This is a genomic window from Rhodanobacter glycinis (assembly GCF_900114325.1).
Taxonomy (GTDB): Bacteria; Pseudomonadota; Gammaproteobacteria; order Xanthomonadales; family Rhodanobacteraceae; genus Rhodanobacter_A; species Rhodanobacter_A glycinis.
Genome location: NZ_FOSR01000003.1, coordinates 145,370 through 160,029 on the forward strand (window position 1 = coordinate 145,370; position 14,660 = coordinate 160,029).

At 65.0% G+C, this 14,660-nt stretch carries 12 protein-coding genes; 10 read left to right on the forward strand and 2 right to left on the reverse strand.

Annotation, left to right across the window (positions count from 1 at the left end; all coding sequences use genetic code 11):
* Positions 1 to 95 precede the first annotated feature (95 nt).
* The 5 genes from BMY90_RS04650 (at position 96) to BMY90_RS04670 (ending at position 5,595) form a co-directional block, all read left to right on the forward strand.
* On the forward strand, positions 96 to 479 hold the full coding sequence (locus tag BMY90_RS04650) for a RidA family protein (protein ID WP_008209492.1): 384 nt from the start codon (positions 96 to 98) through the stop codon (positions 477 to 479).
* A gap of 80 nt (positions 480 to 559) precedes the next feature.
* Complete coding sequence (recG, locus tag BMY90_RS04655) at positions 560 to 2,677, forward strand: ATP-dependent DNA helicase RecG (protein ID WP_092702032.1); 2,118 nt, start codon at positions 560 to 562, stop codon at positions 2,675 to 2,677.
* Positions 2,678 to 2,764: 87 nt separating this feature from the next.
* Entirely contained in the window at positions 2,765 to 3,697 is a 933-nt protein-coding gene (locus BMY90_RS04660; protein WP_092702034.1) for a nucleoside hydrolase, read from the forward strand.
* 117 nt (positions 3,698 to 3,814) lie between these two features.
* Positions 3,815 to 4,060, forward strand: a complete 246-nt coding sequence (locus BMY90_RS04665; RefSeq protein ID WP_008211571.1) for a type B 50S ribosomal protein L31 — start codon at positions 3,815 to 3,817, stop codon at positions 4,058 to 4,060.
* A gap of 239 nt (positions 4,061 to 4,299) precedes the next feature.
* Entirely contained in the window at positions 4,300 to 5,595 is a 1,296-nt protein-coding gene (locus BMY90_RS04670) for a citrate synthase (RefSeq protein WP_092702036.1), read from the forward strand.
* A gap of 70 nt (positions 5,596 to 5,665) precedes the next feature.
* Here BMY90_RS04670 and BMY90_RS04675 read toward each other — a convergent pair whose 3' ends face one another.
* Both BMY90_RS04675 and BMY90_RS04680 read right to left on the reverse strand, forming a co-directional pair.
* Positions 5,666 to 6,343 carry a hypothetical protein gene (locus BMY90_RS04675; RefSeq protein ID WP_092702038.1) on the reverse strand — a complete coding sequence of 226 codons (678 nt, stop codon included), beginning with the start codon at positions 6,341 to 6,343 and terminating at the stop codon, positions 5,666 to 5,668.
* A 220-nt stretch (positions 6,344 to 6,563) separates the two neighbouring features.
* Positions 6,564 to 9,104, reverse strand: a complete 2,541-nt coding sequence (locus BMY90_RS04680; protein ID WP_092702040.1) for a penicillin-binding protein 1A — start codon at positions 9,102 to 9,104, stop codon at positions 6,564 to 6,566.
* 248 nt (positions 9,105 to 9,352) lie between these two features.
* On the opposite strand from BMY90_RS04680, the gene BMY90_RS04685 reads away from it, so the two are divergent.
* The 5 genes from BMY90_RS04685 to BMY90_RS04705 are packed head-to-tail and all read left to right on the forward strand — an operon-like array spanning position 9,353 to position 14,579.
* Complete coding sequence (locus BMY90_RS04685) at positions 9,353 to 10,411, forward strand: pilus assembly protein PilM (protein ID WP_008211562.1); 1,059 nt, start codon at positions 9,353 to 9,355, stop codon at positions 10,409 to 10,411.
* The gene (locus BMY90_RS04690; RefSeq protein WP_092702042.1) at positions 10,411 to 11,169 is read left to right on the forward strand and encodes a PilN domain-containing protein; all 759 of its coding nucleotides are present in this window, start codon (positions 10,411 to 10,413) and stop codon (positions 11,167 to 11,169) included. The genes BMY90_RS04685 and BMY90_RS04690 overlap by 1 nt, the downstream gene beginning before the upstream one ends.
* A complete protein-coding gene (locus BMY90_RS04695) occupies positions 11,169 to 11,840 on the forward strand; it encodes a type IV pilus inner membrane component PilO (protein ID WP_092702044.1) in 672 nt (223 codons plus the stop codon). The genes BMY90_RS04690 and BMY90_RS04695 overlap by 1 nt, the downstream gene beginning before the upstream one ends.
* On the forward strand, positions 11,837 to 12,376 hold the full coding sequence (locus BMY90_RS04700; protein ID WP_092702046.1) for a pilus assembly protein PilP: 540 nt from the start codon (positions 11,837 to 11,839) through the stop codon (positions 12,374 to 12,376). The genes BMY90_RS04695 and BMY90_RS04700 overlap by 4 nt, the downstream gene beginning before the upstream one ends.
* 55 nt (positions 12,377 to 12,431) lie before the next feature.
* Entirely contained in the window at positions 12,432 to 14,579 is a 2,148-nt protein-coding gene (locus BMY90_RS04705; RefSeq protein ID WP_092702048.1) for a type IV pilus secretin PilQ, read from the forward strand.
* Positions 14,580 to 14,660: the final 81 nt, after the last annotated feature.

Consider the following 14,660-nt stretch of genomic DNA (forward strand, 5'->3'; position numbering starts at 1 on the left):
ACGCCCTGCGCGCGAAGACCGGCCGGCCACGACGTCGAGGTTTTCGCGTACTAAGGTGCGCTCCTACAATCGCCTTTTCCGACTGAGGTTTCCCCATGTCCCGCCAAATCATTGCTACCGACCAGGCGCCTGCCGCCATCGGCCCGTATTCGCAGGCCGTGCGCGCCGGCGACACCGTGTACTTTTCCGGGCAGATCCCGCTTGATCCGGCGACCGGCAACCTCGTCGACGGTGACATCACCGCGCAGACGCGCCGCGTGTTCGAGAATCTCGTCGCAGTGGCCAAGGCGGCCGGTGGTTCGCTGCCGCAAGTGGTGCGCGTGGGCATCTATGTCACCGACCTCGCCAACTTTGCCGCGGTGAACGCGGTGATGGCGGAGTATTTCCAGGCGCCGTATCCGGCGCGTTCCACCATCGAGGTCTCCGCGCTGCCGAAGGGTGCCCAGGTGGAAGTGGATGCGGTGATGGTGTTGTCCTGATCGATCGGCGCGGCGTCGGCCTACGCTGATCGCCGCCGGTACGGCTGGGCGCGAGCGTGCGCTCCGGCTAGGCTTGGCCCATGGCTCCCCGCAACGCCCGTCCGTCGACCGAATCCACTGATCCCGGCCTGGCGCCGCTGTCCAGCTTGCCGGGCGTCGGGCCGGCACTGGCGGCTGCGCTCGAGCGGCTGGGACTGGCGTGCGTGCAGGACCTGTGGTTTCACCTGCCGTTGCGCTACGAAGACAAGACCTGCGTCACCGCGATCGCCGATCTTCGGCCCGGTGATCGCGTGCAGGTGGTGGGCTCGATCGAAGAGGTGGAGCGCGGCTTCCGTTACCGGCCTCAGTTGAAGGTGGCCATCGGCGACGGCGCCGGGCATACCCTGCAGTTGCGTTTCTTCCATTTTCGCCGGGCCCAGCTTGAGCAATTGCAGCCGGGTACGCGCCTGCTCTGTTTCGGCGAGGTGCGCCAGGGGGCGCACGGGCCGGAGATGATCCATCCGCAATACCAGCGCATCGGCGATGGCGAGGCGGTGGCCGTGGAGGAGCGGCTGAGCCCGATCTACCCCACCACCGAGGGATTGGGCCAGAAGCGCCTGGCTGGCGTGGTGGCCAAGGCGCTGGCGTTGTTGCCGGGGGATGCGCAACTGGAGCTGATTCCGGGCGCGCTGTGTGCCGATCATGGGCTGACCTCGCTGCGCGACGCCTTGCTCTACGTCCATCGACCGCCGCCGGATGCCGCATTGGCGCAACTGGTGCAGGGGCGTCACCCGGCACAGCAGCGCCTGGCGTTCGAGGAATTGCTGGCCCAGCACCTGAGCCTGAAGCGCCTGCGGGCGGCGGTGCGCCACCGGCATGCGCCTGCGCTTGGCGGTGACGGCACGTTGCAGCAGGCATTGCACGCGGCGCTGCCCTTCCGGCTCACGGCTGCGCAGCAGCGGGTGACGCGGGAAGTGATGGCCGACCTGGCTTGTCCGAAGCCGATGCTGCGGCTGGTGCAGGGCGATGTGGGTTCGGGCAAGACCGTGGTGGCTGCGCTGGCCGCACTGGCTGCGGTCGAGTCGGGCCGGCAGGCGGCACTGGTGGCGCCCACCGAATTGCTGGCCGAGCAGCATCTGCGCAATTTCCGCCACTGGCTGGAGCCCCTGGGCATCGAGGTGGAGTGGCTCGCCGGCAAGGTCACCGGCAAGGCCCGCCAGAAGGCGTTGGCGCGGGTGGCCGAAGGCGCGCCGGTGGTGGTCGGTACGCATGCGCTGATGCAGGAGGGCGTGGCGTTCGCGCAGCTGGGGCTGGTCATCGTTGACGAGCAACACCGCTTCGGCGTGCAGCAACGCCTTTCGTTGCGCGACAAGGGGGCCGATCACGGCAGCGGGCTGGTACCGCACCAGCTGGTGCTCACCGCCACGCCGATCCCGCGCACGCTGGCGATGAGTGCATATGCCGACCTCGACGTATCCTCCATCGACGAACTGCCGCCCGGGCGCACGCCGGTGCAGACCGTGGCAGTGTCCAATGCGCGCCGCGCCGAGGTGATCGAGCGCATCCATGCCGCCTGCCGTGGCGGCCAGCAGGTGTACTGGGTGTGCACGCTGATCGAGGAATCCGAGCAGTTGCGCGCGCAGGCCGCCGAGGTGGCCCATGCCGAACTCTCCGCGGCGCTGGACGATTGCCGGGTCGGGCTGGTTCATGGCCGCATGAAGTCGAAGGAAAAGCAGGCGGTGATGGATGCCTTCAAGGCCGGCGAGTTGGCGGTGCTGGTGGCCACCACGGTGATCGAGGTGGGCGTGGACGTGCCCAATGCCAGTCTGATGGTGATCGAGAACAGCGAGCGGCTGGGCCTGGCCCAGCTGCATCAGTTGCGTGGCCGGGTGGGGCGGGGCGCCGTCGCGTCCAGTTGCGTGTTGTTGTACCAGCCGCCACTGGGGCAGCTCGCGCGGGAGCGCCTGCAGGTGATGCGCGAGACCAGCGACGGCTTTCGCATCGCCGAAAAGGATCTGGAGTTGCGCGGCCCAGGCGAAGTGCTGGGGACGCGGCAGACCGGCCAGCTGGCCTTCCGCATCGCCGACCTGGCACGCGATGCGCACCTGTTGCCGGCGGTACAGCAGGTGGGTGAGCGGATGCTGGCGAAAAACCCGCGCGAGGCGGAGCGGCTGGTCATGCGCTGGATCGGTGCGTCGGCGCGTTACGCGCAGGCTTAGCTTTTGCAATCATCCTTGATTGCGAAGATCAAATGGGCAGCCATCCCTGGCTGCACTTTTCAATTCAATTCTTGCGATCATCCATCCATGAGAAAACCGCAACTTCTGATCGATACCGACCCCGGCGTGGACGACGCGCTGGCCATCCTGATGGCGCATGCGCATGCCGACATTGCCGGCCTCAGCATCGCCGCCGGCAACGTGGGGCTGGCGCATACGGTGCGCAACGCGCGCACGCTGGTCGACCTGCTGGGCGCCACGATTCCGGTGTTTGGCGGTTGCCCGTCACCGCTGGTGCGTATGCCGGAAGAAGACGCCGCGTTCGTACACGGCACGGATGGTTTTGGCGATGTCGGTTTTCCCGCGCCGGTCGCACCGGTGGCGGACGAGGCGGCTGCGTTGGCGCTGCTGCGCCTGACCCGCGAGCGGCCGGGCGAGCTGACCCTGGTGGCACTGGCGCCGCTGACCAACCTGGCGCTGGCCCTGCGGCTCGATCCCACCCTGCCGCAGCGGGTCAAGCGGCTGGTGGTGATGGGCGGGGCGGTGACCGGACATGGCAACACCGGCAAGATTCCCGCCGAATTCAACATCGGTTTCGATCCCGAGGCGGCGCATGTGGTCTTCGAAGGTTTTCCCGAATTCGACCTGGTCGACTGGGAAGCCACCCTGCGACACGCCTTCGACGATGCCGAGTTCGACCAGTGGCTTGCCGCCGGCGACAAGCGCGCCGATTTCTTCGGCAAGATTTTCGGCACCGCGCGCGCCTACAACGCCAGCCACGATCGTCATGGGGTGGTGGCCGCCGATGCGCTGGCGATGGCGGTGGCGATCGACCCGGCCATTGTCATCCGCAGCGAACGCCGCCACGTGGCGGTGGAACTGGACGGCCGCCTGACCCGGGGCGCCACGGTGGTGGACTGGGCCGGTCGGCTCGGCCGGCCGGCCAATGCCAACGTGGTGCTGGAGCTGGACCGGGAGCGGTTCGCGGCGCTGATTCGCGGGGCGCTGGGTGCGGCGTGAGCCTTCACGAAGCGCCCTGTGGCGGGGAGTTTCGCATTCCGGGCAAGGCGTCAGTTGACTGCATCGCAGGCGACTCAGTACAATTGCCCTCTTTTCACGCACCACTTTGAGTCCATCATGAAGCCTGATGTCCATCCGAATTATCGCCCGGTGGTGTTCCAGGACCTGTCGTCCGAGTTCGCGTTCCTGACGCGCTCGACGATCGCGACCAAGGACACCGTCAAGTGGGAAGACGGCAACGAGTACCCGCTGGTCAAGGTGGATATCTCCAGCCATTCCCATCCGTTCTATACCGGCAAGCAGAAGACGCTGGACGTCGGCGGTCGCGTCGACAAGTTCCGTCGTCGTTACGCGCAGAAGTGAGCGCGGGCCGCGCTGAGCGGCCATCCGGACGAACGCAAGACACGGGGTGGGCATCGCTCACCCCGTGTTTTTTTGCGTTTCAAATTCGACCATCCGCGAACGGATGTTCATCTGCCGTTGTGCGATAATGTCACGGATGCATGGCGTGGTTTCCCCGCCCGCGATGCCCCATTTCCCCCGCTGGTCCATGTCCTGCGTGACACAAGCCGGCGACGCCACTTTGCCGCAAGGAGGTTTCCGTGTCCGATACCAAGACCGTCAAATTGATGGACGAGTCGAGCAACCGCAGCAGCGAACTCCCGCTGATCAGTGGCACGCTCGGCCCGGCCTGCATCGACATTGCCACGCTCTACAAGGATACGGGGCACTACACCTTCGACCCGGGTTTTGGCGCCACCGCCAGCACCAAGAGCGCGATCACCTACATCGATGGCGACAAGGGTGTGCTGCTGTATCGAGGCTATCCGATCGAGCAGTTGGCCGAGAAGTCCAGCTTCCTCGAAGTGGCGTACCTGCTGCTCAACGGCGAACTGCCCTCGAAGGAAGAGTTCACCACGTTCGAGCACGACGTCTCGCATCACACGATGATGCACGAGTCGCTGAAGAACTTCTTCCAGGGCTTCCACCACGACGCGCATCCGATGGCGATGCTGGCCGCTGCGGTGGCCTCGCTGTCGGCGTTCTACCATGACGACCTGAACGTGGAAAACCCGGCCGATCGCAAGATGGCCGCGATCCGCCTGCTGGCCAAGATGCCGACCATCGCCGCGGCCTGCTACCGCTATTCGATCGGCTGGCCGTTCCGCTATCCGCGCAACAACCTCGAGTACGTCGACCGCTTCCTGCACATGATGTTCGAGGTGCCGAGCGAGCCGCTGGAGCTCAAGCCGGTGACCGCCAAGGCACTGGACCTGCTGTTCATCCTGCACGCCGACCACGAGCAGAACGCGTCGACCTCGACCGTGCGCCTGGTCGGTTCCACCGGTGCCAACCCGTATGCGTCGATTGCCGCCGGCATCACTGCGTTGTGGGGCCCGGCCCATGGCGGCGCCAACGAAGCGGTGCTCAAGCAGCTGCAGGAAATCGGCACGCCGGACAACGTCGAGTCGGCGATCCTGCGCGCCAAGGACAAGAACGACAGCTTCCGCCTGATGGGCTTCGGCCATCGCGTGTACAAGAACTTCGACCCGCGCGCGAAGATCATCCGCGAGATGTGCCACAAGGTGCTGGCGGAGCTGGGCGTCAAGGATCCGCTGCTGGACGTGGCGATGAAGCTGGAAGAGGCGGCGCTGAAGGACGAGTACTTCGTCGAGCGCAAGCTGTACCCGAACGTCGATTTCTACTCCGGCATCATCTACAAGGCGCTGGGCATCCCCACCGAGATGTTCACCGTGATGTTCGCCATCGCCCGTACCGCCGGCTGGATCTCGCACTGGATCGAGCAGCACGAGACTCCGGGATCGCGCATCGGTCGTCCGCGCCAGATCTACACCGGCCACGACGTGCGCGATTACGTGTCGGTGGACAAGCGCTGAGTTTCACGCAAGCGTTGCAGTTCGACGAAACGCCCTGGCTTCGGCCGGGGCGTTTTGTTTAGCGGGGCCGTCAGCGCAACGCGGCGGACAGCTTGCGCTCGAAGTCACTCTCGTTGTCGGCATCGTCGGCGAGCAGGGCCTCCACCATGGCCAGCGGTGCGCGACGCATCGGTTTCTCGTCGATGCGGTCCAGCGGCGCCTGGCGCAGGGCATCGCGGGGCAGTACGGTCAGGTCGAAGGGAAGCTCGTCCGCGGCGAACAACAATACCGGGTAGTCGTCGGTCGACTCGCGGCTGGTGCGCAGCCGTCGCATCTGCGCTTCGAACGGTACGCCGTGTTCGTGCAGGTACAGGCCGACGGCTTCGGGATCGTCGCTGAATACGTGCAGGCAGATCGCCGAGTGGGTGTCGGCGGTGCCTTCGAGCACCGCGCCGACCAGGCGTGGTTCGAAGGCCTGCAGGAAACGCATGGCCTCCACGGCAGCCTCGCGACGTTGCTGAAGCAGCCGGGGCTGGCTTTCGGCCTGGAACAGGCGCTGGTGCTCGCGCAACGCCTGTTCGATCTCGTGGTTGCGCGGCAAGGCCTGGGTGTCGAGGATGCCCAGCCGCTCGGCGGCCTTGAGCTTGGCGCGATGGAAATCGCGGATGCCGTGCTCACTCATCAATCGCGCCGCTTCCTGGGCAATCAGTACCCGGTTGCGTTGCACGCGATCGTGCGCGTGGATGCGGTGGTGTTCGCCTCGTGCCATGACGGTTCCTCCGTAGCCTGCGTCAACAGGCTACATGGAAACGTCGAACTGTGCGTGCACGGGGTGTGGCGAAAACCTGCCATCGCGTGCTTTTGTGCAGGAGCGCACCCTGTGCACGTGCGCTCCTGGCACCTGGGATTTCACGAAGCAAGGAAGCCGATGGCGCCTGCCGGCTTTCTCTCGCTTCACACTCCTCTCGACTCACTTCTCGCTCGCCGCATCAGAAGATGTCATAGGCGTGCTGCTGATCCTTGTTCTGCTGCTGCGCAGCCTTGGCACGCAGCTTGTCGACATCTTCCACCTTGAAGATTTCGGACATCGCATTGGGATCGCTGGCTGTGGTCGGCAGGCCGCTGTCGCGATTGATCAGCACGGTGCTGATGCCCGGTGGCATCGCCAGGCTGTCTTCGGGCAGGCCTTTCAGTGCGGAGCCCATGTAGCTCATCCAGATCGGCAGGGCGGCCTTGGCGCCGAATTCGCCACGTCCGAGCGAGCTGAAATTGTCGAAGCCAACCCATACCGCGGTGGACAGGTCACCGTCGAAACCGACGAACCAGGCGTCGCGGTGGTCGTTGGTGGTGCCGGTCTTGCCGGCCAGGTCCGGGCGATCCAGTGCGCGGGCGGCGGAGCCGGTCCCGCGCAGGATCACGTCCTTCATCAGCGAGGTGATCAGGTAGTCGGTGCGGATATCCAGGACATGCGGCGCCAGTACCGGCGGATGCGTGCCGCCGCCATGGGCATCGGCAGGCAGCGGGCCCTGGTCGTCACCGGCCTCGTCGGCAGTCGTGCTGGCCGGTGCCGGGGTCGAATCGGCGCTGGCCACCACGCTGTTGGCCGGAGCAGACAGCATGTCGGCCGGCGGCGGCGCCGGTGGCGTGGGGTTGAGCAGGCGTTCTTCACAGGTGCGGCAGGCGCGCGCGGGATTGGCGATATACACCGGCTTGCCGTCGCGGTCATCGATTTCCTTGATGAAGTACGGCGTGACCAGGTAGCCGCCATTGGCGAACACCGCATAGCCGCGGGCCATGCCGATCGGCGAGACCGAGGCGGTGCCCAGCGCCAGCGACAGGTTGTCCGGCAGTGCCGCCAGCGAGAAGCCGAAGCGGGTGGCGAAGGTACGCGCGTAACCCACGCCGATCGCGTCGAGCAGGCGTACCGAGACCAGGTTCTTTGATTGCACCAAGGCTTCGCGCAGGCGCATCGGGCCGGCGAACTTGTTGTCGTCGTTGCTCGGCGTCCACAGGCCGCCGGGTCGCGACGGGTCGGGCAGGGCCAGCGGGGCGTCGTTGATGATGGAGGCCGGGGTGAAGCCGCGGTCGAACGAGGCCGAGTAGAAATACGGCTTGAAGCTGGAGCCGGGCTGGCGCGCCGCCATGGTGGCGCGGTTGAACTTGCTGCGCAGGAAGCTGAAGCCACCCACCAGCGCCTGGATCGAGCCGTCCTCGGGCCTGATCGAGGCCAGCGCGGCCTCGGCGTTGGGAATCTGGGCCAGTTCCCACTGGTCCTTGCCGTTACGCGACACGCGGATGACATCGCCGCGCGCGAGCACGTCGCTGACGGCCTTGGGCGCGACGCCGATGCGACTGTCGCTGATGTACTTGCGGGCCCAGCTCATCGCGGCCAGGTCCAGTTGCACGCTGGTGTCGTGGCCGAGGTAGACGGTGGCCGCGCTGGCAGACACTGCGGTGACGATGGCCGGCTGCATGCCGGCGATCTCGTTGTAGCCGGCCAGCACGTGGTCCAGCTCCGCATTGGTCGGTGCGGCCGCCAGGTCCTGGTGCGCCTCGGGGCCGCGCCAGCCATGGCGACGGTCATAGGCGACCAGGCCTTTGCGCACGGCGGCCAGGGCGTCCTGCTGGCGGGTGCTTTCGACCGTGGTTTTCACCACGTAGCCTTCGGTCAGGGCGTCGTTGCCGAACCGCTTGAGCACCTGCTGGCGCACCATTTCGGCCAGGTACGGCGCTTCCACCTGGATCGGCTGCTCATGCGGCGAGGCGTCGTCCGGGGCGGCAATGGCCTGCTGGTACTGGGCGTCGTTGATGTAGTGGTGTTCGTGCATCTGGCCCAGCACCCAGTTGCGGCGGGCCACCAGACGCTGGGGATTGCTGACCGGGTTGACCGCCGACGGCAACTGGAAAGTGGAGGCGATCGCCGCACATTCCGGAATGGTCAGCTGGTCGAGCTTCTTGCCGTAGTAGTACTCCGCCGCGGCCGCCACGCCGTAGGCGCGGTGGCCGAGGAACATCTTGTTGAGATACAGCTCGAGGATCTGGTCCTTGGTGAACTCGTCCTCCATGCGCATCGCGGTGAACATCTCGATCAGCTTGCGCGAATACAGCTTCTGCGGGCTGAGGAAGAAGTTGCGCGCCACCTGCTGGGTGATGGTCGAGCCACCCTGCACCTTCTGGCCGCCGGCCAGGATCACATGCCAGCCGGCGCGCACGACGCTGCGCCAGTCCACGCCCGGGTGGTGGTAGAAGTCCGCATCCTCGGCCGACAGTACGGCATGCTTGAGCATGTCCGGCACCTGGCCGATGCTGACCGGGATGCGCCGGGTCTCGCCGAAGCTGGCAATCAGCTTGCCATCGGCACTGAGCACCCGCAGCGGCACCTGCATGTGATAGTCCTTCAGCACCGCCACCGAGGGCAGGCGAGGGGCGACCAGCCAGTAGGCGACGCCCACGGCAAGGGCAGCCAGCAGCAGTCCGGAAAAGCCCAGGATCAGCAGCCAGCGCAACAAACGCTTCAAAAAGGGAGTCATGTGGATGTAGCGAGACCTGAGTCAAAACACGCCAGAGTATAGATGTAGCAGTATCCACTACCGGAACGGCGAAGACGTGGATCCAGGTCCGATGCCGCAAAGCGCGATAGCTCAAATGTGCAGACCATCACGTCAAAAAGTCGAGAAAGATCGCGTAGGCCGTTGCGATTGCGTTAATTTTTGGATCTAATGCCCTTGCGGGCTCGCCAGATTTCTGGCCGCAGCCGCAAGGGGCAAGGGGGAAAACCGTGGGTCTCTTTACACCCAAGAAGCCGCCGCTGGTCGGCGTCGATATCAGTTCGACTGCCGTAAAGCTGCTGCAGCTCAGTCAGTCTGGCGGCCGTTATCGCGTGGAACACTACGCGGTAGAGCCGCTGCCACCCAATGCCGTGGTCGAGAAGAACATCGTCGAGGTCGAGGCGGTGGGCGAGGCGATCCGGCGCGCACTGGCGCGCTCGGGCTCCAAGCTCAAGCACGCGGGGGCGGCGGTGGCCGGTTCGGCCGTCATCACGCGCATCGTGCCGATGGCCAGCGAGTTGTCGGAAGATGACCTGGAGGGTCAGATCCAGGTCGAGGCCAACCAGTACATCCCGTATCCGATCGACGAGGTGAGTCTCGATTACGAGATCCTCGGCCCGGTGCGCGACAACCCCGAGATGAACAACATCCTGCTCGCGGCCTCGCGCACCGAGAATGTCGACATGCGCGTCGCCGCGCTGGACCTGGGCGGACTCACCGCGCAGGTGGTCGATGTCGAGGCCTTCGCGATGGAGAACGCCTTCGCCCTGATCGCCGACCAGCTCAACGTGGGTCGCGACGCACTGGTGGCGGTGATCGACATCGGCGCCACCATGACCACGCTGTCGGTGCTGCGCAACCAGCGCACCATCTACTCGCGCGAGCAGGTGTTCGGCGGCAAGCAGCTTACCGACGAGATCATGCGCCGCTACGGACTTTCCTACGAGGAAGCCGGCCGGGCCAAGCGCAAGGGCGGTCTGCCGGAATCCTACGAGAGCGAAGCGCTGGAGCCGTTCAAGGAATCGCTGGTGCAGCAAATCAGTCGCCTGCTGCAGTTCTTCTACGCCGGTAGCGAATACAGCAAGGTCGACCAGGTGGTGCTGGCCGGCGGTTGCGCCTCGATCGAAGGCATCGACGGCATGCTCGAAGAGCAGCTTGGCGTGCCGTGCGTGGTGGCCAATCCGCTGGCGCGGATGTCGTTGTCCTCGCGCGTGCAGGCCCAGACGCTGGCCCAGGATGCGCCGGCGCTGATGATCGCGGTCGGACTCGCGCTGAGGAGCTTCGACTGATGGCACATATCAACCTACTTCCGTGGCGCGCCGAGCGCCGCAAGCAGCGCGAACGCGAGTTTTTCATGCAGCTGGGAGCGGCCTTCGTGGTCGGCATCCTGTGCGTGCTGGTGTGGTCGTTCTGGATGGGCATGCGCATCGACAACCAGAACGAGCGCAACACCTACCTGCAAGGCGAGATCAAGCAGGTGGACGTGAAGATCGCCAAGATCAATGACCTCGAGAAGGTGCGTTCACGGCTGCTGGCGCGCAAGCAGATCATCGAGCAACTGCAGGCCAACCGCTCGCAGATGGTGCATCTGTTCGACGAACTGGTGAAGACCATCCCGACCAGCGCGCGCCTCACCGAGCTCAAGCAGAACGGCCAGTCGATGACGCTGAGTGGCGTGGCCCAATCCAATGCCAGCGTGGCCGATTACATGCGCAACATCGAGGCATCGCCCTGGATGGGGCAGGCCGACCTGAGCAAGACCGAAAACACGCACGACTCCTCGCGCATGCCCTACAGCTTCGGATTGCGTGTCGCGCTGAGCCGGCCGAAGCAGGACAAGTCCACGGACGCCGCTGCCGATCAGAAGGTGGCCGCCAAGTCCGCAGCCACGGCACCGGTCGCACCGGCGCCAGTGAAGGCTGCGGCTACACCGGCCAAGGCGAGCCCGGGTGCTTCCGGCAAGCCGTCGATCTCGGTGACGCCCGTCGAGTCGGGCAAACCCGCGCCTCCCGCCCATAACGCTGCCGTCAAGGGAGGGGTCAAGTAATGAAATTCTTCGACGACCTGCGCAACCTCGACCGCAACAACATTGGTGGCTGGCCGAAATCGGTCAAGGTTTTCTTCACGGTGCTGGTGTTTGCCGTGATCGTGTTCTTCGGCTGGTACCTGCATGTCAGCAACCAGCAGGACAGCCTGACCTCGCTGATGGGCAAGGAGGTCCAGCTCAAGCAGGAGTTTGCCCAGAAGCAGGCCAAGGCGGTCAATCTCGAGGCGCTGCAGCAGCAGCTCGACGAGATGAAGGACATGCTGCGCCAGTTGCTGCGCCAGTTGCCCAGCAAGACCGAAATGCCCGAGCTGCTGGTGGATGTTTCCCAGGCTGCGCTGTCCGCGGGCCTGGAAACCGAGCTGTTCCAGCCGGGCTCGGAAACACCCAAGGATTTCTATGCCGAGCAGCCGATCAAGCTCAAGATGATCGGTACCTATCACCAGTTCGGCACCTTCATCAGCGACGTGGCCTCGTTGCCGCGCGTGGTGATCCTGACCATGCATGACGTCTCGCTGACGCCACTGCATGCGCCGGCCAAGGGTGCCGAGCCGGCAGCCAATGAGCAGTTGGTGTTGCAGGGCACGGTGAAGACTTACCGCTATCTCGACGACAGCGAAACCAGCGAGGCCGACAAGAAACCGGCGCACGGCAAGGCGAGGGGGCGGAAATGAACATCATCGCTGCCATCAAACCTGCCCGCCTGGCGCGCGTCTCGCTGATGCTCGGTGCGGCCCTCGTGCTCGGTGGTTGTACCCGCGGCATGTCGGACCTGCGTGCCTGGGTGGCTCACGAGAAATCCCTCAAGGGCGCGCCGATCCCGCCGTTGCCGGTAATCAAGACGTTCGAGACCTTCACCTACAAGGATCAAGGCCGCCGCGACCCGTTCAGCCCGAGCCCGACCGAAGCGCAGTCCAGCAACAACTCCGGGCCGCGGCCCGACCAGAATCGCGCCAAGCAGCCGCTGGAGATGTTCGCGCTGGACAGCCTGAAGATGGTCGGCACGATCGGTACCGGCACGCACATCCAGGCGCTGATCAAGGACCCGGGTGGCGTGATCCATCGCGTCACCGACAACGAATACATGGGCCAGAACTATGGTCGGGTCACTGATGTGGCACCGGATCACGTCGACCTGGTCGAACTGGTTCCCAACGGCAATGGTGGCTGGATGGAACGTCCTGCCAGCATCGCGCTCGGCGAGAAATAGGATTACAGGGGCTGATGCAATGACCAATTCAATCCACTCTGTCCGGAGCCCTGCCATGCGCCTCGCAAGCCGTTGCCTGATGGTGGGCCTGCTGATCGGTGGCGCCGCATGGGCGACTGACGCGACAGCAGCAACCACGCTGAAGGACATCCACGCCGAAACGCTCCCGGGCGGTCGCGTGGCACTTCACCTCGATTTCGCCAACGGCCCGGTGCCGCAGCCGCGGATCTTCACCACCGACGATCCGCCGCGCATCGCGGTCGACCTGCCGGACACGGTGAACGGCGCCGCACGTCATACCGATGTCGGCGTAGGTTCCACCTCGGGCGTTACGGCCGTTTCCGCCGGTGGTCGCACCCGCGTACTGGTGGAGCTGATGCGCAGCTCGACCTACCTGACCAAGGTCGAGGGTGACAGCCTGATCCTGACCGTCAACAACGGCTCCGCCGCGGACGCGGTCCCCTCGACGGCCAATATCGATCCATCCAAGGCGCTGCCTTCGGCGATGGACGGCCCGGCCGTGACCAACATCGACTTCCGCCGTGGCGCGAACGGTGCCGGCCGCGTGCTGATCAACTTTGCCGGCCCTGGTGCGCATGCCAACATGCGCCGCGAAGGCGACCGGGTTCTGGTCGATCTCGATCACGTGAACCTGCCGGCCAGCCAGGCCCAGCGCCTGAGCGTGCTCGACTTCGCCACGCCGGTGCAGTCCATCGCCACGCGGGCCACTCCCGGCGGTGCACATATGGAGATCGCGTTCAAGGGGGCGGTGGATACCTCGTCCTACCAGACCGGTAACCAGTACGTGGTTGAAATCGCACCGAAGAAGGTGGACCCCCGGGCGGAAGCGGCGGCCAAGGGCGATTTGCAGCCTGTCTATACCGGCAATCGCGTGACCTTCAATTTCCAGGACATCCCGGTGCGTTCGGCGCTGCAGCTGCTCGCCGATGTTTCCGGCCTCAACCTGGTCGCCTCCGATTCCGTGGGCGGCAGCGTCACCCTGCGGCTGGTCAATGTGCCATGGGACCAGGCACTGGACGTGATCCTGCGCGCCAAGGGCCTGGACAAGCGTCGCGACGGCAACGTGATCTGGATCGCCCCGCAGAAGGAACTGGCCGACTACGAGCAGAGCGTGGCCGAGGCCCGCATGAAGGCCCAGGACAACGCGCCGCTGATCACCAGCTTCATTCCGATCAGTTATGGCAAGGCGTCCGAGATCGCCAAATTGCTGACTACGGGCGCCAAGCAAGGTAACGGCGGCGGTGGCAGTGGCGGTGCAAACACCAGTCGCGGCTTCCTGTCTCCGCGGGGCAGCGTGTCCTTCGACCAGCGCACCAATACGCTGTTGCTCAACGACACCGCCGAGAAGACGGCCGATATTCGCAAGCTGGTTGCGGAGCTGGACAAGCCGGTACGGCAGGTGCTGATCGAATCGCGCATCGTGATCGCCACGGACAGCTTCGAGCGCGATCTGGGTGTGAAGTGGGGCGCCAGTGGGCAGAGAACCAATCCCAGTGGCCAGGTACTGCAGATTGGTGGCCCGCTTGCCAGCACGACGACGGGTACCAGCACGGGTAGTAGTACCACCAGCCCCAGCGGTCTCAATGTAAACCTCCCGGTCACTTCACCGGCAGGCGCAGTCGGCCTCGCCATCCTGGGCAAGAACTACGCGCTGGATCTGGAACTCTCCGCAGCGCAGACCGAAGGTCGTGGCGAGGTCATCTCCAGCCCGCGCGTGATCACCGCCAACCAGCAGGAAGCGGATATCCGCCAGGGTCAGGAAATCGGCTACGTCACCTATCAGGGCGGTGTCGGCGGTTCCGGTACACCGACCGCCTCGGTGCAGTTCAAGGATGCGGTACTGGAGCTGAAGGTGACGCCGACGATCACCGCTGATAACCGGATCTATCTTGCGATCAACGTAAAGAAAGATGCACTGAACAAGATGGTGACTACCCCGAATGGCCAGGTACCGTTGATCGACACGCGCTCGGTGAATACGTCGGCTCTGGTCGACAACGGTCAGACCGTGGTGCTCGGTGGTATCTACGAGATCACCAAGAACGACTCGGTGGTCAAGGTGCCGGGTCTGGGTGATATCCCGATTCTGGGTACATTGTTCCGCCAGACCACGCGCACGAACAACAAGGCCGAACTGCTGATCTTCGTGACGCCGCGCATCTTGAACGACAACCTGCAATAAGACGTCACACGTGTAGCCAAAGGGGCGGCCAATCGGTCGCCCCTTTCGTTTGCGGGCGAGCTCGGATGTGCGGCGTGCCGT